Annotated in this window: 16 protein-coding genes; 6 read left to right on the top strand and 10 right to left on the bottom strand. The window is 69.3% G+C overall.

What is annotated here, in order from left to right:
- Positions 1-68 precede the first annotated feature (68 nt).
- Together ACIQCJ_RS09510 and ACIQCJ_RS09505 are read right to left on the bottom strand one after the other, a co-directional pair.
- Positions 69-1,175, bottom strand: a complete 1,107-nt coding sequence (locus tag ACIQCJ_RS09510) for a DUF1996 domain-containing protein (RefSeq protein WP_355347946.1) — start codon at positions 1,173-1,175, stop codon at positions 69-71.
- Between the two features lie 1,024 nt (positions 1,176-2,199).
- A complete protein-coding gene (locus tag ACIQCJ_RS09505; protein ID WP_391049208.1) occupies positions 2,200-3,855 on the bottom strand; it encodes a FumA C-terminus/TtdB family hydratase beta subunit in 1,656 nt (551 codons plus the stop codon).
- A 132-nt stretch (positions 3,856-3,987) separates the two neighbouring features.
- Between ACIQCJ_RS09505 and ACIQCJ_RS09500 the strand changes: the two genes are divergently transcribed.
- Both ACIQCJ_RS09500 and ACIQCJ_RS09495 read left to right on the top strand, forming a co-directional pair.
- Positions 3,988-4,683, top strand: a complete 696-nt coding sequence (locus ACIQCJ_RS09500; RefSeq protein ID WP_355347952.1) for a DUF1707 domain-containing protein — start codon at positions 3,988-3,990, stop codon at positions 4,681-4,683.
- 333 nt (positions 4,684-5,016) lie between these two features.
- Entirely contained in the window at positions 5,017-5,370 is a 354-nt protein-coding gene (locus ACIQCJ_RS09495) for a WhiB family transcriptional regulator (protein WP_188281299.1), read from the top strand.
- A 126-nt stretch (positions 5,371-5,496) separates the two neighbouring features.
- Here the strand turns inward: ACIQCJ_RS09495 and glpX are convergent, their stop codons facing one another.
- The gene (gene glpX / locus ACIQCJ_RS09490) at positions 5,497-6,528 is read right to left on the bottom strand and encodes a class II fructose-bisphosphatase (RefSeq protein ID WP_355347954.1); all 1,032 of its coding nucleotides are present in this window, start codon (positions 6,526-6,528) and stop codon (positions 5,497-5,499) included.
- A gap of 164 nt (positions 6,529-6,692) precedes the next feature.
- Between glpX and ACIQCJ_RS09485 the strand changes: the two genes are divergently transcribed.
- A complete protein-coding gene (locus tag ACIQCJ_RS09485; RefSeq protein WP_401312960.1) occupies positions 6,693-7,250 on the top strand; it encodes a DUF4245 domain-containing protein in 558 nt (185 codons plus the stop codon).
- Positions 7,251-7,356: 106 nt separating this feature from the next.
- On the opposite strand, the gene ACIQCJ_RS09480 is transcribed toward ACIQCJ_RS09485, so the two are convergent.
- From ACIQCJ_RS09480 to xseA, 3 genes are all read right to left on the bottom strand, one after another.
- Positions 7,357-7,950, bottom strand: coding sequence for a malonic semialdehyde reductase (locus tag ACIQCJ_RS09480; RefSeq protein ID WP_402711089.1), 594 nt, complete (start codon positions 7,948-7,950; stop codon positions 7,357-7,359).
- Between the two features lie 118 nt (positions 7,951-8,068).
- Positions 8,069-8,350, bottom strand: a complete 282-nt coding sequence (locus ACIQCJ_RS09475) for an exodeoxyribonuclease VII small subunit (protein ID WP_402711088.1) — start codon at positions 8,348-8,350, stop codon at positions 8,069-8,071.
- Between the two features lie 155 nt (positions 8,351-8,505).
- Positions 8,506-9,714 (bottom strand): exodeoxyribonuclease VII large subunit, encoded by a 1,209-nt coding sequence (gene xseA / locus ACIQCJ_RS09470; RefSeq protein WP_355347966.1) that lies wholly within the window; start codon positions 9,712-9,714, stop codon positions 8,506-8,508.
- Between the two features lie 97 nt (positions 9,715-9,811).
- Between xseA and ACIQCJ_RS09465 the strand changes: the two genes are divergently transcribed.
- The gene (locus tag ACIQCJ_RS09465; RefSeq protein ID WP_402711087.1) at positions 9,812-10,801 is read left to right on the top strand and encodes a 4-hydroxy-3-methylbut-2-enyl diphosphate reductase; all 990 of its coding nucleotides are present in this window, start codon (positions 9,812-9,814) and stop codon (positions 10,799-10,801) included.
- 30 nt (positions 10,802-10,831) lie between these two features.
- Positions 10,832-11,569: a polyphosphate--glucose phosphotransferase gene (gene ppgK, locus ACIQCJ_RS09460; protein WP_355347972.1), complete on the top strand. Its 738-nt coding sequence runs from the start codon at positions 10,832-10,834 to the stop codon at positions 11,567-11,569.
- Here ppgK and ACIQCJ_RS09455 read toward each other — a convergent pair.
- Positions 11,490-12,053, bottom strand: coding sequence for a DUF6542 domain-containing protein (locus ACIQCJ_RS09455; protein ID WP_391049220.1), 564 nt, complete (start codon positions 12,051-12,053; stop codon positions 11,490-11,492). The genes ppgK and ACIQCJ_RS09455 overlap by 80 nt on opposite strands.
- Before the next feature lie 229 nt (positions 12,054-12,282).
- Between ACIQCJ_RS09455 and ychF the strand changes: the two genes are divergently transcribed.
- Positions 12,283-13,371 (top strand): redox-regulated ATPase YchF, encoded by a 1,089-nt coding sequence (gene ychF, locus ACIQCJ_RS09450; protein ID WP_355347978.1) that lies wholly within the window; start codon positions 12,283-12,285, stop codon positions 13,369-13,371.
- Positions 13,372-13,420: 49 nt separating this feature from the next.
- On the opposite strand, the gene ACIQCJ_RS09445 is transcribed toward ychF, so the two are convergent.
- From ACIQCJ_RS09445 to ACIQCJ_RS09435, 3 genes are all read right to left on the bottom strand, one after another.
- A complete protein-coding gene (locus tag ACIQCJ_RS09445; RefSeq protein WP_402711086.1) occupies positions 13,421-13,549 on the bottom strand; it encodes a hypothetical protein in 129 nt (42 codons plus the stop codon).
- A 217-nt stretch (positions 13,550-13,766) separates the two neighbouring features.
- The gene (locus tag ACIQCJ_RS09440; RefSeq protein ID WP_402711281.1) at positions 13,767-14,270 is read right to left on the bottom strand and encodes an RHS repeat-associated core domain-containing protein; all 504 of its coding nucleotides are present in this window, start codon (positions 14,268-14,270) and stop codon (positions 13,767-13,769) included.
- Between the two features lie 259 nt (positions 14,271-14,529).
- Positions 14,530-20,724 carry an RHS repeat-associated core domain-containing protein gene (locus ACIQCJ_RS09435; RefSeq protein WP_402711085.1) on the bottom strand — a complete coding sequence of 2,065 codons (6,195 nt, stop codon included), beginning with the start codon at positions 20,722-20,724 and terminating at the stop codon, positions 14,530-14,532.
- Between the last annotated feature and the right edge of the window lie 295 nt (positions 20,725-21,019).

The raw sequence follows: 21,019 nt of genomic DNA, 5'->3' as shown, positions 1-21,019 counted from the left end.
TTCCGGAGAGCGCTCTCCCACGGGGTCGGGTAAAGCCCGGCCCGCGCGGGAGAGCGCGGTGTCCGGGCTTACGGCAGTTGGTAGTTCTGGTTCAGAGCCGCGCCCTTCTGAGGCTGCGACTGGTCGTAACCGCGGGCGTCGCACTGGAGTCCACCGTTGATGCAGTGGGTGACCAGGGCGTTGAGGGTCGGGGCGTCCCAGTCGTTGAAGAAGTCGTAGTGGAAGGAGAAGCCCTGGCCACTGGAGAGGTGGACCTGCGACATGTCGCCGTTCACCGGCCAGGCCATCTTGAACTCGATCATCGGCAGGGCGACCGGGTGGTCGGCCGGGCAGACGTTCTGGTTGGCGCCGCCGGCGACCGGGTAGGCCATGTGGCTCTTGTGGTCCGGCACGTCCAGGTGGATGCCGTCCCAGCAACTCGGCGCCTGGAGACGGATGTTGAGCTGCGTGTCAGGCGTGTTGGGGCAGCTCACCGGGATGTTCCAGTTGTGGTAACTGGTCCCGCACTCCCAGCCCTCGACGGTGCCCTTGAGGTGCTGGAACTCGTCCTGCGTCTGGCTCGGGCTGCCGACCACGAAGCGCAGGCCCTTGGGGAAGGGGCGGACGCTGGTGTAGTCGTTCACGGACGACTTGTAGTAGATCGTCTGCGTGCCGACTGGCAGGATCTTCTGGGTGCCCTTGAACAGACTCGGCATCCAGTACGCCGACTTGTCGCCGGGCGCCAGACACACCGTGTTACCGGTCTCCAGCGAGGCCGTCGTGGAGTTGCCGTTCGTGCTGGTGTTGCCCATGAAGGTGTGGTCGTGCGACGCCCCCGGCTGGCCGGGGAAGACGATCGGGTCGTCCGGCGCCGTGTGCGTGGGGGCACACTGGGCCTGGAACTCGTGGAAATACGCGTGCGGCGGCTCGTACGTCGACGGTGTCACGCCGGTGACCGGCGGGTTCGCCATGATGTAGCCGTCGCCGTCCGGGTCGTCGCCGGACGCCAGTCCGTTGCCGGTCAGCGGCATCGCCATGCCGGGCATCCCGGCGTGGTCGGCCGCGTGGTCCGCGGCGGCCGGTGTGCTGGCGGAAGCGTTTCCGGTCGTCATCGCGACCCCGCCGATACCGAGGCCGGTAGCGGCGAGTGACAGGGCTATGAGCAGCCCCGGGATCCTTCTGGTCCTCCGTGCCATGGAGACCTCCTGCTTGATGGTGCGCATGGGGGGCTGACGGCACGACGTGGCGGCAGGCGTCATGACGGGCCGTCAGTTGGGAGAGCGCTCTCCCAGGTACGGAATGTTCCGCTCCCGCTAAGGACATGTCAACGGTTGATGAATCGGCCCCGCTGCGCGAGCCGGGCATTCCGCCACCCCCCGACCACCCTGGCCTGCAAGCCCTCCACTTCTTGCGGATTTCGTGAAGGTCCACCCCCTGCCCTTGGCCTATACCAACCCCCGGCGCCACGCGCTGGCGTTCACCACCGACCCCCAGCGCCACGCGCTGTCGTAATCAGCGGCCCCCCACCCCACGCGGTTCTCGGTCGGCTCCGCCGCCCCAGCGCCGTGCGCTGGCATACGCGGCGGTCGCCCCGCCGGGCCTGCGGCGCGGGCGCTGGGGTGGCACCCCCGGCCGGTGGGTGACCGGCAGGGCTCCGGCGCGGTGCCGCGCCCCCTCCGGCGGGGCCTTCGCCCGGTTCAGCGCCGCGTCGCGACGCATGCCGGGTGACGGGCGTCGGCGATCAGCCGCCGGGCCAGCCCCGTAACGCGGGCGCTGCCACGCCCCGCCGCACCAGGTGCACCGGCTTATGGCCCGTTGCCGCCGGGCCCTGCTTCGACTCGCCTTGCGCGCTGCCCGCGCTACCTGCTGCCGCGTCCGCGTCTGCCGCTGCTCCTGCGGGTACCATCGCCCAGCCCGCGTGCAGTGCGCGCTCGCGCCCGCGTATGTCGCCGTCGCCGCTCCCGAGTCTGCGGAGTTGCGGCCCCACCCCGCAGGGCAAGTGCGTGCCCATTACCGTGCGCGAGCATGCGGTCGTTGCCGCCCCGCGGGTCTGCACGCACCCGTGCCGCGCTGGCGCCGTCGCGGCTCCCGTGCCGCCACCGCCCCGCAGGGCGGTACCCGCCCGTTCCCGCGCCGTGCGCGCCCGCGGCTACCGCCCCCCCCGCGGCGCGGCCCCCCGGCGGGGCGGCAGAGCCGTAGGCGGCGAGCTTCCCGCAGGGGTCAGGCGCCTTGGCGGCGGGGGATGGTGGTGAAGGTGGGGGAGGGGGAAGGGTCTTGGAAGAAGTCGTTGCCCTTGTCGTCGACGACGACGAAGGCGGGGAAGTCCTCGACCTCGATCTTCCAGACGGCTTCCATGCCGAGTTCGGCGTATTCGAGGACGTCGACCCGCTTGATGCAGTCCTGGGCGAGGCGGGCGGCGGGGCCGCCGATGGAGCCGAGGTAGAAGCCGCCGTGGGCGGCGCACGCGTCGGTGACCTGCTTGCTGCGGTTGCCCTTGGCGAGCATCACGAAGGAGCCGCCCGCGGCCTGGAACTGCTCGACGTAGGCGTCCATCCGGCCCGCGGTGGTCGGCCCGAAGGAGCCCGAGGCGTACCCCTCGGGCGTCTTGGCCGGGCCCGCGTAATAGACGGCGTGGTCGCGCAGGTACTGCGGCATCTCCTCGCCCGCGTCCAGCCGCTCCTTGATCTTGGCGTGCGCGATGTCGCGGGCCACGACCAGCGGCCCGGACAGCGAAAGCCGGGTCTTCACGGGGTACTTGGTCAGCTCGGCGCGGATCTCGTCCATCGGCCGGTTGAGGTCGACGCGTACGACGTCGTCGTCCAGGTGCTCGTCGGTGGTCTCCGGCAGGAAACGCGCCGGGTCCGTCTCCAACTGCTCCAGGAAGACGCCCTCTGCGGTGATCTTCGCCAGCGCCTGCCGGTCCGCCGAGCAGGAGACCGCGATGGCGACCGGGCACGACGCGCCGTGCCGCGGCAGCCGCACCACCCGCACGTCGTGGCAGAAGTACTTCCCGCCGAACTGCGCCCCGATCCCGATCCTCTGCGTCAGCTCGAAGACCTTCTGCTCCAACTCCTTGTCCCGGAAGCCGTGTCCGGCCGCCGAGCCCTCGGCAGGCAGCTCGTCCAGGTAGTGCGCGGAGGCGTACTTGGCCGTCTTCAGGGCGAATTCGGCGCTGGTCCCGCCCACCACGATCGCCAGGTGGTACGGCGGACAGGCCGCCGTACCCAGCGAACGGATCTTCTCCTCAAGGAACTTCATCATCGACGCCTCGTTCAGCACCGCCTTCGTCTCCTGGTAGAGGAAGGACTTGTTGGCGCTGCCACCGCCCTTGGCCATGAAGAGGAACTTGTACGCGCCGCCGTCCGTCGCGTACAGCTCGATCTGCGCGGGCAGGTTGGAGCCGGTGTTCTTCTCGTCCCACATCGTCAGCGGGGCCATCTGCGAGTAGCGCAGATTGAGCTTGGTGTACGCGTCGTAGATCCCGCGCGACAGCGCCTCCTCGTCGCCGCCCGCGGTGAGGACCTGCTGGCCGCGCTTGCCCATGACGATCGCCGTACCGGTGTCCTGGCACATCGGGAGCACGCCGGCCGCCGCGATGTTCGCGTTCTTCAGCAGGTCGAGCGCGACGAATTTGTCGTTGGGGCTCGCCTGCGGGTCGTCCAGGATGCGGCGGAGCTGCGCGAGGTGGGTCGGGCGCAGGTAGTGGGAGATGTCGTGCATCGCCTCGGCCGCGAGCAGCCGCAGCGCCTCCGGATCGACCGTGAGGAACGTACGGCCGTCCGCCTCGAAGGTGCTGACACCCTCGGCGGTGAGCAGGCGGTACGTGGTGGGGTCCTCGCCGAGGGGAAGCAGATCCGTGTAGGCGAACTCAGGCATGGGGCATTCCTCACTCGGCGGCGGCGCTGCGGCCTCCCGATTCTAGAACGCCCCCGAACGGCCGGGCGGGCCGGACCCCTAGGGGGTACTTCGGGGTAGTCGCGATCTATCGCGTCTGTGTACCGTAGGGACGTGGACGAATCGCAGCTCCAGAAACGCGCGCAAGAGCAGCCCCAGCCGGTGCGTACGGGCAAGCCCACCGCGGAAGCGGACCTGCGGGCGTCGGACGCGGACCGGGACCGGATCGCCGACATCCTGCGCGAGGCCCTGGCCGAGGGCCGTCTGGACTCGTCGGAGCACTCCGAGCGGCTCGACCAGGTCTACGCGGCCAAGACGATGGGCGAACTGGAGCCGCTGGTACGGGATCTGCCGGTGGGCAGGACCAGCGCACCGGCGCCCGCCCCCGCGGCGCGCGGCGGTTACCACTACGCCCCCGACCCCAGCGGCGAGAACCCGAACCTGGTCGGCATCCTCGGCGGGGCCGAGCGCAAGGGCCGCTGGCGCGTCGGCCACCGGATCACCGCGGTCGCGATCATGGGCGGTGTCGAGATCGACCTCACCGAGGCCACCTTCACCTCGCCCGAACTGGTCATCCACTGCACCGCGATCATGGGCGGCATCAGCGTCAAGCTGCCGGAGAACGTGACGCTGCGCGGCGGCGGGGTCGTCGGCATCATGGGCGGCTCCGACGTCAAGGCGTTCGAGGCGCCGGACGCCGACGCGCCGGTGGTCCGCATCGACGGCTTCGCCTTCTGGGGCGGCGTCGAGGCGAAGGCCAAGCGCGGCAAGAAGGTCAAGGACTGGACGAAGAAGAACCTCGAGAGCTGAGGCGCGGGACCGGTCGGGGGAGGCTCCGGCGCCGGGGTGAGGCGGCCTCGGGCACGGGTGAGCGGGCAGCGGCGGTTTCACGCCCCCCGACTCCGTAACGGCTGTGATTGATGGTGCGTAAGTGCGCCAAGCATCGTGCGTGTTTCCGCCATCCGCAGGTCACAGGCTTGCGGGGCTCTCGCGCCGGGCGAACACGGTGCGCATGAAGTCGCGTACAGCGGGTAGGGGTTCGAGCACGCCGCCGCACTGCCGCCGTTGAGATCCGCGCCCGCCGGGGGAGTGGTCGGTGACGCGCCAGGGTGGCAATCGCCGAGCCGTCGTCAGGAGTATCCCGTGCTTCAACCGATCGAGCCCGTCACGGACACCGCCTACCCGCCCGGTCATCCGCGGGATCTGGGCGGGCCCTGGCACTCGGAGGCCGCCTGCCGCAGTGACGAGGCGGGGCTGTTCTTCGCCCCGTCGAAGGAGCCCACTGCCGCTCGTCTGTCCCGGGAAGAGGCGGCCAAACGCGTGTGCGCGCGCTGCCCGGTGATGCTCGAATGCCGCGAACACGCCCTGCTCCAGCCGGAACCGTACGGGGTGTGGGGCGGCATGACCGCCGCCGAGCGCCGCGTGGTGCTGGCCCGCCGCCGCCGTCGCGAGGTCGAACTCCAGCGCCCCGACCCGCAGATCGCCGCCGCGGGCTGACCGTACGGCTCAGCGGCTCAGGAGTTTCGTCGGCCGGGCGCCGCCCGCCGCGCCGCATCCGGGAATACGGGGCCCGAGTGCGCCGCGGCAGGCGGCAGCCGACGTACAGAAGACGGGGAGCGGGCCTCAGCGCGCCCGGTCGAAGTCGATCGCGCTGTACGCCCGCAGCTTGGACAGCCGGTGCGTGGAGTCGATCTGCCGGATCGTGCCGGACTTGGAGCGCATCACCAGCGACGAGGTGGTGGCGGTCTCCGCGCGGTACCGCACCCCGCGCAGCAGTTCGCCGTCGGTGATCCCGGTGGCGACGAAGAAGACGTTCTCGCCGCTGACCAGGTCCTTGGTGTGCAGAATCCGGTCCAGGTCGTGCCCGGCGTCCAGCGCACGGCGCCGCTCGGCGTCGTCCTTCGGCCACAGCCTGCCCTGGATCGTGCCGCCGAGGCAGGTGATCGCGCAGGCCGCGATGATGCCCTCGGGTGTGCCCCCGATGCCCAGCAGCATGTCCACGCCGGTGCCCTCGCGCACCGCCATGATCGCGCCCGCCACGTCGCCGTCGGCGATGAACTTGATCCGGGCGCCGGTCTCGCGGATCTCCTTCACGATGCCGTCGTGCCGCGGCCGGTCGAGCACCACGACGGTGACGTCCTCGGGCGCGCTGCCCTTGGCCTTGGCGACCCGGCGCACATTGACCGCGGGCGGCGCGGTGATGTCGACGTACTCGGCGGCCTCGGGGCCGACCACCAGCTTGTCCATGTAGAAGACGGCCGAGGGGTCGAACATGGTGCCGCGGTCGGCGACGGCGAGCACCGCCACCGCGTTCGGCATGCCCTTGGCGGTCAGCGTGGTGCCGTCCACCGGGTCGACGGCGACATCGCACTCGGGCCCGGTGCCGTCACCGATCCGCTCGCCGTTGTAGAGCATCGGCGCCTCGTCCTTCTCGCCCTCGCCGATGACGACGACGCCGTTCATCGAGACGGTGTGGACGAGGGTGCGCATCGCGTTCACCGCGGCGCCGTCGGCCCCGTTCTTGTCGCCCCTGCCGACCCAGCGTCCGGCCGCCATCGCGGCGGCCTCGGTGACGCGTACGAGTTCCAGTGCCAGGTTGCGGTCGGGGGCCTCCGGGCTCACTTCGAGCTGGGGCGGCAAATGCTGTTCGGTCATCACGCGCACCTTTCTGTACGAGGACGGCCGGAATATGAGGGTGTTCCGACCCTATCGGTTCGGCGCGAATATGAGCAGGGTGCACGTCACATGAGCGCCTGGTGCCCTGTGCGGGCCGGTGCCCGTGGAGGGTGCGGACCCCGGCGTCCGGGGCCGTTCCCGGCATGGGGGACGATGGTCGGGTGGCAGCAGACAAACGTGGCAACAAGACCGTGCGGGACCTGGTGCTGTCGATGGCGGTGATCGGCGCCGTCGCCGCCCTCATCTACGTGTTCATCCCGCACGACTCGAAGGCCGACCCGACCAAGCCGGTCACCTTCTCGGTGGAGCTCGGCCAGGCGCGGCGCGACGCGCCGTACAAGGTGGCGGGGCCCGAGGGGCTGCCCGCGACCTGGCGGGCCACCTCGGTCACCTACAGCGCGGCCGACCCGCAGGCCGTGACCTGGCACATCGGCTTCGTCGACCCCGAGGACCAGTACGTCGCCGTCGAGCAGAGCAACGCCGCGGCCGAGCCGTACATCAAGGACGTCACCTTCGGCGCGCACCGCGACGGCGGCCGTACGGTCACCGCGGGCGGCCTGGTCTGGGAGCGCTACGCGGGGCCGAAGTACAACGCGCTGGTCCGCAAGGAGCAGGGCGTCACCACGGTGGTGCTGGGCACCGGCAAGGACGCGGAGCTGACGACGATGGCCGCCGCGCTGAAGGAGCGCGGCGGCCAGTAATCGGTAGCCGGTCATATGGACATACGTCCCACCGGTAGCCGGTCATACGGACGTACGTGTGACCAGGTGTCCGGTCATACGGACATACGTCGGTCCGTCGTACGGATCAGACGGTCGTCACGACCTGCTCGTACGAAAGGCGCGGGTTGCGGTCGTACCAGGCGGCCTCGCCCGGCTTGCCTATGTTGACCACGGCCAGCACCGAGTGCTCGCCGTCCGCGAAGAACTCCTTGTTGATGCCGTCGGCGTCGAAGCCGGTCATCGGGCCGGCGGCCAGACCGGCGGCGCGGATGCCGATGATGAAGTAGCCGACCTGGAGCGCGGCGTTCAGCGCGGCGGACTGCTCGCGGACCGGGCGCTCGGCGAAGATCACGTCCTTGGCCTGCGGGAAGACCGGGAGCAGGGTGGGCAGCTCCTCGTGGAACTCGTTGTCCGCGGCCAGGATCGCCACCAGCGGCGCGGTCGACGTCTTCGCCTTGTTGCCCTCGCTCATGTGCCGCACCAGGCGCTCGCGCCCCTCTTCGGTACGGGCCAGGACGACGCGCAGCGGCTGCTGGTTGAAGGCGGTCGGCGCGTACTTCACCAGGTCGTAGATGGCCTGGACCTGCTCGTCGGTCACCGGCTCGTCGGTGAACGTGTTGGCGGTGCGGGCCTCACGGAAGAGCAGGTCCTGGGCGGCGGTGTCGAGCACGAGAGTCATGCGGGATCCTCAGGTCTTTCGGTCGTGCGAGGGGCGCGCGCCGGGGGGCGGCGCGTCGGAACACTCCGACCAACCTGGGTGAACGTTCAACCATTCCCTGGGGCAAGTGTGACCCCTGTCACTCCTGTGCGGCCCCCGTGACGTCTTCCGTCTCCTCGTCGTCCTCCTCCGCCGCCAGCGCCGCGTCCAGCCGGGCCCGCGCGCCCTCCAGCCAGCGGCGGCAGACCTTGGCCAGCTCCTCGCCCCGCTCCCACAGGGCCAGGGACTCCTCCAAGGTCGCGCCGCCCGCTTCCAGCCGCCGTACGACGTCCACCAGCTCGTCGCGCGCCTGCTCGTACCCGAGGGCCGCGCTACCGCTCTCCCGGTCCGCCGTATCGGTGGTGCCTGCCGTGTCTGCCATGGGGGCAAGCCTAGGCGCGGGGTGGGACAGGTCAGGCGACGCGCACACCGACATCACCGCGCGACACCGAACCGCGTGACGACGACATCACCGCGTGACGACACCGAACCGCGCGACGCCGACATCAGCGCGCGCCGCCCACGCCCACCCCGGCATCACTCCGTGACGCGCACCGTGAAGTCGCCCTCGGCCACCCGCGCCCGCAGCGCGTCGTCCGGCGCCACCTCCGCCGGGTCCCGTACCACCGAGCCGTCCTCGCGCTGGAGCACCGCGTACCCGCGGCGCAGCGTCGCGGCCGGGGACAGCGCGACCACCCGCGCCAGGGTGTGCGAGAGATCCGCGTCGGCGCGCTCCAGCAGATGGCGCAGCGTACGGCGGGCCCGGTCCACCCGGTCGGCCACCTCCGCCGCGCGGCCGTCGATCATCCCGTACGGCGCCGCCATCGACGGACGGCTCAGCGCCGCCTCCAGGCCGCGCTCCTCCCGGTCCAGCAGCCCGCGCATCACCCGCAGCGCCCGGTCCCGTACCAACTGGACGCGCGCCAGCTCCTCGCGCACATCCGGCACGATCCGCTTGGCCGCGTCGGTCGGGGTGGACGCCCGCAGGTCGGCGACCAGGTCGAGCAGCGGCGAGTCCGGCTCGTGGCCGATCGCCGAGACCACCGGGGTCCGGCAGGCCGCGACCGCGCGGACCAGCTCCTCGTCGGAGAACGGCAGCAGGTCCTCGACGCTGCCGCCGCCGCGCGCCACCACGATCACGTCGACATCCGGACGCGCGTCCAGCTCCCGTACCGCCTCGATCACCCGCGGCACCGCGCTCGCGCCCTGCACCGGCACATTGCGCACCTCGAAGCGGACGGCGGGCCAGCGCAGCCGCGCGTTCTCCCGCACGTCCCGCTCGGCCGCCGAGGCGCGGCCGGTCACCAGGCCGATGAGCTGCGGCAGAAACGGTATGGGCCGCTTGCGGTCCAGCGCGAAGAGCCCCTCGGCCGCCAGCGTCTTCTTCAACTGCTCCAGGCGCGCCAGCAGTTCACCCACCCCGACCGGGCGGATCTCCACCGCGCGCAGCGAGAGCTGGCCGCGCGGCCCGTACCACTCGGGCTTGGCGTGCATCACCACCCGCGCGCCCTCGCCGACCACGTCCGCGACCTGCTCGAAGACACCGCGGAAGCACGTCACCGTGATCGACACGTCGTGCGAGGGGTCGCGCAGCGTCATGAACACCACGCCCGCGCCCGGCCGCCGCGACAACTGGGTGATCTGCCCCTCCACCCACACCGCGCCCAGCCGGTCGATCCAGCCGCCGATCAGCCGCGACACCTCACCGACGGGGATCGGCGTCTGCGCCGAGGTGTTCAGAGCCATGCCCGCAGCGTAGTGGGCGCGACCGACACCGCCGCCGAACGGCCGCACCCCCGTACGCCCCCGCGCGTGCGATCAGCGCCCCCGTACGATGGACCTCATGACTGCCGCTACGAGCCCCCGCCGCGTCCTCCTCGCCGCCCCCCGCGGGTACTGCGCGGGCGTGGACCGGGCCGTGATCACCGTCGAGAAGGCGCTGGAGCAGTACGGCGCCCCGGTCTACGTGCGCAAGCAGATCGTGCACAACAAATACGTGGTCCAGACGCTGGAGAAGAAGGGCGCGATCTTCGTCGACGAGACGGACGAGGTGCCCGAGAACGCCATCGTGATCTTCTCCGCGCACGGCGTGGCCCCCGTCGTCCACGAGGAGGCCGCCCAGCGCAGCCTCGCCTCGATCGACGCGACCTGCCCGCTGGTGACCAAGGTCCACAAGGAAGCCGTCCGCTACTCCAAGGACGACTACGACATCCTGCTGATCGGCCACGACGGCCACGAAGAGGTCGTCGGCACGATGGGCGAGGCGCCCGACCACATGCACCTGGTCGACGGCCCCGCCGACGCCGCCAAGGTCACGGTCCGCGACGAGTCCAAGGTCGTCTGGCTCTCCCAGACCACCCTGTCGGTGGACGAGACGATGGAAACCGTGGACGCGCTCAAGGAGCGCTTCCCCAACCTGCTCTCGCCGCCCAGCGACGACATCTGCTACGCCACGCAGAACCGCCAGGTCGCGGTCAAGCAGATCGCCGCCGACGCCGACCTGCTGATCGTGGTCGGCTCCCGCAACTCCTCCAACTCCATCCGGCTGGTCGAGGTCGCCCTCCAGTCCGGCGCCGGCGCGTCGTACCTGGTCGACTTCGCCGAGGAGTGCGACGAGGCGTGGCTGGACGGCGTCACCACCGTCGGCGTCACCTCCGGCGCGTCCGTCCCGGAGATCCTGGTCGACGGCGTCCTGGACTGGCTGGCCGAGCGCGGCTACGCCGATGTGCAGGTGGTGACCTCCGCCGAGGAGTCCATCCAGTTCTCGCTGCCCAAGGAACTGCGCCGCGATCTGCGTGCCGAGGCCGCCGCCGGGGAATCCGCCAAGAGGTGACTTTTTCCCGTCACCTCTAACCTGGGGGCCATGAATATGTTCGGTGTGGACATCGGTGGTACGGGAATCAAGGGCGCTCCGGTCGATCTGGACCAGGGCGCCCTGTCGGACGATCGCTACAAGATCGACACCCCTCAGCCCGCGACTCCGGAGTCGGTGATCGACGGGGTGCACCAGGTCATCGAGCACTTCGGCTGGTCGGGCCCGGTCGGCGTGACCTTCCCCGGGGTGGTGGTGGACGGCACCACCCGTACGGCGGCCAACGTGGACGGCGGCTGGGTCGGCCTGGACGCGCGCGGGATGCTCGGCGACCGCCTCGGCCTGCCCGTGGTGGTGCTCAACGACGCGGACGCGGCGGGTGTCGCGGAGATGACGTTCGGCGCGGGCCGCGGCCGGGGCGGCACGGTCATCATGCTGACGCTGGGCACCGGCATCGGCAGCGCCCTGTTCGTGGACGGCAATCTGGTGCCCAACACGGAACTGGGCCACCTGGAGCTGCACGGGCACGACGCGGAGAAGAAGGCGTCGGTCAAGGCCCGCGAGGACGAGGACCTGAGCTGGGAACACTGGGCGCACCGGCTCCAGAAGTACCTGGCGCACGTGGAGATGCTCTTCTCGCCCGACCTGTTCGTGATCGGCGGCGGCGTCAGCCGCAAGTCGGAGAAGTTCCTGCCCCTGGTGAAGGGGATCAGCGCCGAGATCGTTCCCGCTGAACTGCAGAACAACGCGGGGATCGTCGGCGCCGCGATGGCAGCCGCAAAGCTCTGATCCCGACGATCGCGGCGGCCAGCACCGTCCCGGCGTAGAGCCAGCCGGTCATCAGCGCCAGCCCGGTGAAGACGCCGAGCAGATGACCGGCCAGGCCGCCGCCCCCGCTGTCGGCGGTCAGCGCGATGCCCACGGCGAAGGCGATCGGCGCCGCCACCGGGGCCGCCACCAGGTCGTACGGGCGTACGTACACCGCCGCCGCCACGCACACCGCGACGAAGACCAGGCCGAAGAAGACGCCGGGGCCGTCGAAGAGCAGGACGTCGATCCCGCCGCCCGCGACCGTCACGGCGGTGGTCAGCAGCCCGGTGCCGAGGCCGGTCAGCCGTGGCCTGGGCCGCTGGGCGGTACGCAGCCGGTGGACGGTCTGCCGTACCGCGGTGGCCATGACGGCCTGCCGGGGGCGCGGGGCGCGGTACACCCCGACTGTGGCCTCTCCGCCGGGTCCCGGAGCGGCACCTGAACGCGCACTGTGTTGGTCCACCTACTTACAGTAGGCACGGCAGTCGGGTGATCGCACGGCGGGACACGCGCTTTGCCCCTCCGGGGCGGGGCGGGGCTTTTTGGCGCGCACGTCCTCGGAGCGGTCCCCGTACCGGGTGCGGTGACGTCCTCGGGCCGGTGTTCGACGGGCGGCCGGGCGGTACGGCGGCGGCCCGTAGACTGGTGGCCGTCCGAACACCCACCAGCCCACCGCTCCGGGAAGTCTCCACGTGTCGCTCTCCATCGGAATCGTCGGTCTGCCGAATGTCGGCAAGTCGACGCTCTTCAACGCCCTGACCAAGAACGACGTGCTGGCGGCCAACTACCCGTTCGCCACGATCGAGCCGAACGTCGGAGTCGTGGGCGTCCCCGACGCCCGCCTCGGCACGCTCGCGGAGATCTTCGGGTCGGCGCGGGTGCTGCCCGCCACCGTCGACTTCGTGGACATCGCGGGCATCGTCCGCGGCGCCTCCGAGGGCGAGGGCCTGGGCAACAAATTCCTCGCGAACATCCGCGAGTCCGACGCGATCTGCCAGGTCATCCGGGCGTTCAAGGACGACAACGTGGTGCACGTCGACGGCCGCGTCTCGCCCAAGGACGACATCGAGACGATCAACACCGAGCTGATCCTCGCCGACCTCCAGTCCGTCGAGAAGGCGATCCCGCGCCTCACCAAGGAGGCCCGCCTCCAGAAGGAGAAGGCCGCGGTCCTCGCCGCCGCCGAGGCCGCCCAGGAGATCCTGGCCGCGGGTGACACCCTCTTCTCGCGCGGCATCACCAAGGGCACCGAGCAGGGCACCCTCCTCCACGAGCTGCACCTGCTCACCACCAAGCCGTTCCTCTACGTCTTCAACGTCGACGAGGACGAGCTGGCCGATGAGGACTTCAAGAACGAGCAGCGCGCCCTCGTGGCCCCCGCCGAGGCGATCTTCCTCGACGCCAAGCTCGAGTCCGACCTCGTCGAGCTCGACGACGCCGAAGCCCTCGAACTCCTCCAGTCCGTCGGCCAGGAGGAGCCCGGCCTCGCCACCCTCGCCCGCGTCGGCTTCGAGACCCTCGGCCTCCAGACCTACCTCACCGCCGGCCCCAAGGAATCCCGCGCCTGGACCATCAAGCGCGGCGCCACCGCCCCCGAGGCCGCCGGCGTCATCCACACCGACTTCCAAAAGGGCTTCATCAAAGCCGAGGTCATCTCCTTCGCCGACCTCGTCTCCACCGGCTCCGTGGCCGAAGCCCGCGCCAAGGGCAAAGCCCGCATGGAGGGCAAGGAATACGTGATGCAGGACGGCGACGTGGTCGAATTCCGCTTTAACGTGTAGCCGCTTGCGCGGAGGGCCGTCTGACCTGCGGCGGAGGAGGTGCGCGGCCTCAGGGCCCGCACCGAATCCGCAGGAGTACCGACATCGCGTCGCCCTCGTCGGGGCTGTCCGCGTACGCCTGGTCGACGGCGGCGCGGGGCCGTTCGTCGAGAGTTCCGAATTCTCGCTCTTCTTTCATTCCCCTCTCCTTCTCAGTAGGCGATACGTCAACCAGCAGACGTAGCCAATCGTCACTGAAGCAATCGGAGGTACCCACTCGGGAGAACGCGGCCACGCCGCCCGTATGACCACCATGGACACCATGCAGCAGGTGAACCCGATGAAATTCAGAGGTTCGTTCACCCGCCACCTCCCCTGACTTCTGCTTTGCTTATTTTCCATACGATTGGCCCTCTTTAGTTCCATCGATATTGCCCTGCTCCGACCGCACAGCCAACCAGCAGGGCGCCTGGCAGAAGTTTTTTGGCCACCTTGGCCACTGCGGAAATACCTATCCCCGACGCTCCGCCCCAGAGGCAGGCCCGGAAATAGTGATTTCGAAAGGCTGTGCTTGTATAGCGCAGGGCACTATTAAAGGGTGCGGGGGAATAGTGACGAGTGCGCCGCTTCGTCCATTTCCAGGAATTCTTGGCAACGCTTCCCCAGTCGCGGTGGAGAGGGCTCCAGCGGCTTACGTGGATCGGGTTGCGCCAGTGCCAACTGCCGAATTTACCGTCGAGGCCGTAGCAGTTGACGGGGTCGCCGTTGCAGTATTCGTAGGCGTTGGCGTTGCCGCCGGGGATGGGGTCGGTTTGGAGGAAGCGGCCGGTGGTGGGGTCGTAGAGGCGGACGCCCATGAGGGTGGCGGCGGTGAGGGTTTCGGGGTTGCCGAATTCGTCGTAGGCGAGGCGTTGGTCGATCGCGGCGGCGCATAGCGGGTCTTCGAACTTACCGAATGCCGGGTCACGCCATGTGGGCGTGACCCGGCACCTGGCCGAGATGGCTTATCGGTCTCGTCGAGAGTTCCGAATCTCCCGCACGGTGCCCACCACGACGAACACCGCCGCCACGCCGAACCCGATACGCACCCACACGTCGTCCGTCGTGATCATGGCGATTGTCGCGATTACGATTACGAGGCCGCTCAATAGCATGCTGAATGCACTCAGATTGCGCATGTTACTTGCAGTACCCCTTTTTGTAGCTACCTGGAATCAACCCAGGATATCCAAAAGGCCACTTCAGCTTGAGGCATTTGTGGTCCGCGTATGCCCACTGGGCCTTCACCGCGATGGTCCCGGCGTTCATAAAGACCCACTTCGCGATGACCCCGACACCCGAGCCAACGAGAACTGTGGACGCCGCATTGACGATGGTGGCCGCAGTGGCGGCGCGGCCCGCCTTCTTGGTTTCCCTTCTGTTGAGGTAGATCGTCCCGCTGACCCACCCCCAGGTGACCTTGAACTGGCCTGTGAGGTCAAAGGATCTGATCGGGTCCGAAGGGTAGGTATAGGCGTTCGCGTTGCCGCCGGGCACGGAGTCCGTCTGGAGGAAGCGACCCGTGGAGGGGTCGTACGCCCTCACGCCCATAAGCATCACGCCCCCGATGTGATCGCTGCCCCGCTCGTAAGCGCCAAGCCAGCCGTAGGTTGGGGTTGCGGATGTTCCGATGGCGTTGCCGAATTCATCATAACGGTAAACCGAGAGCGATTGGCTTGCGTCCAAAGGAAGCTGGACAGTGACGTCGCCGTGCAAATCGGTGAGCTGGAGGCTCACACCACCGGTCGCGGTAGTGATGGCACTCAACCGACCTTCCAAGTCCTGAACGTTACGGGCGATAGTGCCGCCGCTCTGTGACCAGGTTGGGCTGTCACAACCGCAGCCGAAGTGACTGACCGTGCTGCTCGTTGCTGTCCAACTGCCATCTGTTTGCTGGGTTTCCACGGTGGACAGAGAAAGCCTGTTCTCAGCGTCGAGACTCCAGCGCTCGCGCTTCCCGCCGATCGTCTCCTGCTGGAGGACGTCGTTCGCGTAGTAGCCGAGGGTAGTGCCGGTGGCCTGGACAGTGGTCCGGCCCAGTGCGTCGTAGACCGTGCCCGCTGTGGAGAGACGGTCGGCGCTGTCGTAGGTGTAGTTGACTGTGGCCGGGGTTCCGGCCGTGCCGTCGGGGTTGTCGACTGTTGTCGTGAGACTGGTGCGGTTGGTGTTCTTGTCGAAGGCGTAGGCGCGGTGGGTGATGGTGGCGTCTTGGACGTCTTCGATGTTAATCAGCCGGCCTGCGGCATCGTAGGTGTAGGCCTGGTTTCCGGTGTCGGTGGTGTGGGTGACCTGCTGGCCATGGACAGTCAGGGTGGCCGAGTCAGCCGTGACGATCAGGCCGTCGTTGTCACTGGCGTAGGTGCGTGAGGTGTCGGCGCCGGTTTCGTCCCGAGTGAACGTCACGGTGTAACCGCCTGGCAGGGCCTCTGTGGCCAGGCGGCCGTCGGAGTCGTAGGTGGCGTTGAAGGTGCCTGCGACGGAGTCGGCGCGGCCGGTTTCGAGACCCCGCGGATCACTGGCGGTGTCGTAGGTGTAGGTGGTGGTCGACGGGGCCGAGTCGGTCACCCTGATGGGCCGGTCGAGGGCGTCGTACCAGGTGGTGGCCGTGTTACCCGCACCGTCGCTGTAGGAGATCTGCCGACCAAGGAGATCGTAGGTCTGGCTGGCTGTGTGGCCGCCGGCAGTGATGGTGGCCTGCTTGCCGGTCGCCTGGTCGTAGGACGTCGTGGCACCAGGCACGGCGGTGCCCATTCCTCCGGTCACCGAGGTGCCGGTGGTACGTCCGGCCGCGTCATAGCTCGTGGTGGTGGTGCGGGTGCTGCTGCCCGCCGTGTCGGTGACGGTGGCGGCGCTGCCCCACCGGTCGTAGGTCGTGGTTGTGGTGGGCAGTTGGGACGGGTTGGTGCCGCCGCCGGTGATCGCACTGGCCGGGCCGGTCGAGCAGAGCAGGTCGGCCCATTCAGGTCGTCCGTTGCAGGCGCCGGTGCCGGTGGCGGACCAGTAGGTCGTGACGGTGGCCCCCGCGTCGGTGCCCGTGGACTTGGGCAGGGTGGTCTTGATGACGCGGCCCTGAGCGTCGTAGGCGGTGGTCTTGACCAGGTTCAGTCCGGCCGGGTCGGTGACCGTAGTGGTGGGCAGGCCCTTGGTCCAGTCGTATCCGGTGGTGCTGGTCCGGGTGTCACCGTCACTGGTGTAGGCGTCGCCCGCGTGGACGTCGGCGCCGATGGTGACGGTGGTCGGCTGGTTGGTCACGGTGGCGGTGCCGTTGGTCGGGCGGCCCTGGTCGTACGCGGTGACGGTGTGCGCACGTGCCGGGACGAAGGACCCTGCGGGCAGGCTGGTGCCGCCCGCGGTCGCGGGCAGGGCCTTGGCAAGGGTGACCATGTGCAGGGGGCCGGACTTCTCCAGCTCCCGCTGGCCGGCGTTGGCCGGGTCGGTGTCCTTGTTCGTACCGGCGTCGGCCGCCACGCTTGTGGTGTTGAACACCGATACGGTCGACAGCAGTTGAGCCCGCTCGGCGGACGGCAGAGCGTCGATGCCGAGTTGTTGCTGCTCGGCCAGGCTGTCGCCGTCGGTGGCGAGGGCCAGTTCACGGTTGGCTGCGGTCAGCTCACGGACGGTGTGACCGTACCGGTCGTACTCGGTGGTGGTGATGTGTGCGCCGGGGTTGGCGGTGTTGACCTGACGGCCCGAGGCGTCGGTGTAGGCGATGATCGCGCGCTGGTAGGCGTTGGCGGTCAGCGCGGCGCCGTCGTGCGACGCGGGTACGGCGTCCGAGGGGAACAGCGCCGTCGCGTCCGAGGGCGCGTCGCTCTGCCCCCAGGCGGTGACGTCGCCGCCGGACATCGGGTAGGGCGCCTTACCGCCGCTCAGCGGCACGTCGTAGACCAGGTTCGTGCTCGCGGTGCCGTTGGTCTGGGTGGCGCTTCCGGGGGTGAGCGTCGGCCGGGAGGCCGACAGCAGCATCCCGTCGCCCGCCGTCGCGGTGTTCCCGGCGCTGCCGTAGGCGAACGTCCACTGCAGTTCACCGGGCGGGGTCAGCGTGGTGATCCGGCCCGCGCTGTCGTAGTCGTAAGCCGTCTTCAGCGACGGGCTGATACGCGGATCCCACTGCTGGCGCAGGCGGCCGGTGGTGTCGTAGGCGTACTGCGAGACCGTGACCGCGGTCGCCGCGGACGCGCCGGGGTCGGTTCCCCACAGTCTGATCTGGGAGACCCGGTCGGTGAAGTCACCGAACGCCGAGGCGGTCGCGGTCGTGGCCGTGGCGTACACGTATTCCAGTACGCGGCAGCCCTTGGTTCCGGGAGTCGTGGCGCAGGTGGACTGCGTCACCGCGGACGTCGGCGCGATCACGTACTTCGGGCGGGCCAGGAACGTATTGCCGACCGGGATCTTCTCCGAGACGACCTGGGTGGTGGAGTTGGTGGTCGGCAGGAACGTCGAGGTCACCTGCCACGTCGTGGCCGAGGGGTCGACCTTCGCGAACGTGGTGGTCGTGCCTTCGCTGTCTTTCAGGGTGAAGGTGCCGGTGAGCAGGGAGCCGGTCAGTGTCAGGTCCTCCGCGCCCGGTTCGGGCTTCCACCCGCCGCCGGAGGCCGCGGTGAACCCGGTCGGATCACCGTCCCCATCGACCAGCGCCACCGACATGTCCGACGCCTTACGGAGGTAGGACCAGTCCGAGCCGGTGATCTCGGCGGTGGTGCCCGCCGTCCACTGCGGACCGAAGATCGCCGCCTGCCCCTCCTGCGCCGACCCGTTCGTGGGACGGCGGGAGGAGGCGCTACGGGTGACGGTGAGATCGAACCCGGAGGCGTCCGTGGCCGACAGCGAGGCGTCACCAGTCAGGGCGTTCACCGAGGCCGGACCCGCGCTCAGCACGGGGGCGGTGCCCGCGTTGCGGTCCACGGTAACGGTGTTCACGGGCGAGTTGTCGCTCGTCGTGCCGTCGGTGAACACCGCCCGGACATCGACAGGACCGTCCTGCGTGAACGTGTCGGTGATGTTCCAGGTCAGCGCGACCGGTTCTCCGCCCGGCGCGGCCAGCGGCCAGGAAACGACCGGCGCACCGGATGAACGGACGGTCACATGGGCAGTGGGCACGTTGTGCCAGATGTCGGTCTCACCGATCCGGTACTGATAGGTCACACCGGTCTCGGCGGGCTTGCCCTGCCCGGTCAATGCCACCCGGCGGGCTGGCCGGTCACCTTGCGCCGGGGTCAGCAGCGCCGCACCGGATCCGGCGTAGAAGACGTAGTACGTACCGGAGGCGAGGTTCCCGGCCTTGTCATGGGTCTTCGCGATCAGCGTGTGCTTACCCGCCCTGAACGTCAATGACTTGGTGAACGCGGCGCCTGTGGTGGAGGTGTAGGTCCAGGCGCCATCGTCCAGCTGCCAGGCCACCAGGCCCACGTCCGTACTGGGCGGGGTGAAGGTGAAGGAGCCGGTGAAGTTCCCCGAGGCGTCTGGGGTGCCGGACCAGGCCCCCGCCGGAAAAGCGGTGGAGGACACGGTGGTGTTGGCCGGTGCCTTGGTGTCGATGATCAGGGACTTGGCCGCCGTCCACGCGGAATAGTCGCGGCCGTCGTACGCCCTGACCTTCCAGGTGTACGAGCCGTCCGCCAGAGCCGTGGACACCTTCCACGTACCAGCAGTGCCGGAGTTGACGAACGCCGAACTCCCCGAAGCCTTGACGGTGGTACCCGACAGCACCTGGTAGTCCAGCCGCACGGTGTCACTGTTGGCGTCGGTGGCCTTCGCCGACAGCGTCGGAGTCGCACTGGCCGCGTAACCGTCGGTCGCCGTCGGCGAGGCCGCCAGCGAAGTCGGCGTGGCGGGCGGGGTGTTGTACGTGATCGACAGTGACGCGGCGCTGGAGAACCGCTTGAACTGGACCTCGTTGGTCTCACTGCTGGCGACCAGCACGAAGCAGATGGTCTGCCAGTGGTTCGCGGCGGCGTTGGTGACCTGGTTCATGAAACTGAACGTCCCCGACGGGCTGGACGTACACGCCGGACCGAAGTTCACCGAGCTCTGCTGGGCGACCTTCCCCGGCGCGTTGGCCCACGTGGTGGAGGCGTCGAAGACATTCGTGGACCACGCCTGGACACCGTAGGACGTGGTGCCGCACGACGCGGAATAGCTCTCCGTCATCTCCATGTCGGCGCTCAGCACCGTGCCACCCCAGATCGCCGAGGGAATGCTGACGCGGTAGTAGGTCCGCTCGATTCCCTTCGGTGAGGAAAACCCCTGGTACCCGACACCGTTGCCGTTCGATGGGCTGGAGTCGTAGTTCGACGTGTTCGGATACGCCTGCTGTACCTCGTTCCAGTGCAGGCGGCTGCCACTGGCCGGGTGCGGCACATAGGCGGGGTCGATGTAGACCGGGAAGACGGTGCTCTTCGCCGTCAACAGCCCACGGTCGGGCGTCAGATGGAGCTTGCGGTCCTTCAACGTGGTCTTCACCGCCGCATGGTGGGCGTGCGAACCCGGCCCCTGGGCGGTGGAACGGGTGCCCGCGCGGGGCTTCGCCTTGTCCGCCTCCGCGGGCGCGAGCCCGGCGGTGCTGTTCCCGCCGCCCGCCGCAGCGGGCTCGGTACTGGTCGCGGAGTCCCACATCACCGGCGCCGGAGAGTTCACCAGCAGACGGCCGGTGCCGTCGGTCACCGTCAGATTCCCGCCCGCGTCCGTCGCCGCGATGACGCCGTTGCTGGTCGACACGCTCTGCACCAGATCCGACAGCCCCGGGCCCGAGGCCGCCTCGGCGGACTTGACCACCAGCGTCTCCTCCACCCCGCCCTTCAGCGAAGCGGTCAACTCAAGGTCCACGTCCTTCAGCACGTTCGCGTACGTCGCCTTCGCACCCGACAGCACCGGCATCGGCAACGCCGTCGGCCACGTCAGCGACAGGTTCTTGCCGTCGACCGTCAACGAAGCCAACGGCCCCGAACCACCGCCGGACAGCACCAGATCCGTCTCGGCCGCCACCGGCACGACACTGCCATCGGCCCGCAACTGGAGCGTGGGGTCCAGATTCACCCACGAGCCGCCGCGCTGGGTCCACTTCGGCTCCGCGAACGCGGTGTACGTCACCGTTCCGTCGGCGTTCACGAACGTCTGCGAAGCATCCGTACGCTCGCTCAACGCCTCGATCCGCCGGCCCTGCAACCGTGCCATCAGCCGCGCCGACAGCACATCCCGCGCCTCCGCCACCCCGTACGACGGCGCCGACACGACGGTCCCTTCCCGCTGGGACCGAGGAGCGGCGAACGCCACCCCCGAATCCGCCGCGACCGTCGCCGCCTCAACGGCCAGCGCCATCACCACAAGCACCGACACCCGCCGCAACCACAACGACGAGCAAGACGATGAACGTGCGTGTCTCAGACCGCCCGGCGCGGAACGCCGAGCACCCCCCCAGAACATCCCCACGACCCCTCCTCGTCAGAACCCCCAAGGCGCAGAGCTGCCCCCGCGACTAGAAAACGGTCGGATCTTCACACATCCATCACACGGAGGGGAGTAGTTCAAAGGAACTGCCATGTTGAGCTAAAGGGCAGGCATAGACGACTTGAGTGAGCCGAAGGCTCAGTCGGCTCGCCAAATAACTGCAGACCGTCACGAATCACCGCTT

It is taken from the genome of Streptomyces sp. NPDC093221, from assembly GCF_044753885.1.
Lineage (GTDB): Bacteria > Actinomycetota > Actinomycetes > Streptomycetales > Streptomycetaceae > Actinacidiphila.
The sequence above is the reverse complement of the archived record's forward strand: the minus strand, read 5'-3'. Positions and strand labels throughout refer to the sequence as shown.

Coding starts and splice junctions, on each gene's coding strand:
- ACIQCJ_RS09480 (WP_402711089.1), bottom strand. CDS start 7,950: ATGACTCTCGTGCTCGACACCGCCGCCCAGGACCTGCTCTTCCGTGAG.
- ACIQCJ_RS09475 (WP_402711088.1), bottom strand. CDS start 8,350: ATGGCAGACACGGCAGGCACCACCGATACGGCGGACCGGGAGAGCGGT.
- ppgK (WP_355347972.1), top strand. CDS start 10,832: ATGAATATGTTCGGTGTGGACATCGGTGGTACGGGAATCAAGGGCGCT.
- glpX (WP_355347954.1), bottom strand. CDS start 6,528: ATGACCGAACAGCATTTGCCGCCCCAGCTCGAAGTGAGCCCGGAGGCC.
- xseA (WP_355347966.1), bottom strand. CDS start 9,714: ATGGCTCTGAACACCTCGGCGCAGACGCCGATCCCCGTCGGTGAGGTG.
- ACIQCJ_RS09485 (WP_401312960.1), top strand. CDS start 6,693: ATGGGGGACGATGGTCGGGTGGCAGCAGACAAACGTGGCAACAAGACC.
- ACIQCJ_RS09510 (WP_355347946.1), bottom strand. CDS start 1,175: ATGGCACGGAGGACCAGAAGGATCCCGGGGCTGCTCATAGCCCTGTCA.
- ACIQCJ_RS09505 (WP_391049208.1), bottom strand. CDS start 3,855: ATGCCTGAGTTCGCCTACACGGATCTGCTTCCCCTCGGCGAGGACCCC.
- ACIQCJ_RS09465 (WP_402711087.1), top strand. CDS start 9,812: ATGACTGCCGCTACGAGCCCCCGCCGCGTCCTCCTCGCCGCCCCCCGC.
- ACIQCJ_RS09445 (WP_402711086.1), bottom strand. CDS start 13,549: ATGAAAGAAGAGCGAGAATTCGGAACTCTCGACGAACGGCCCCGCGCC.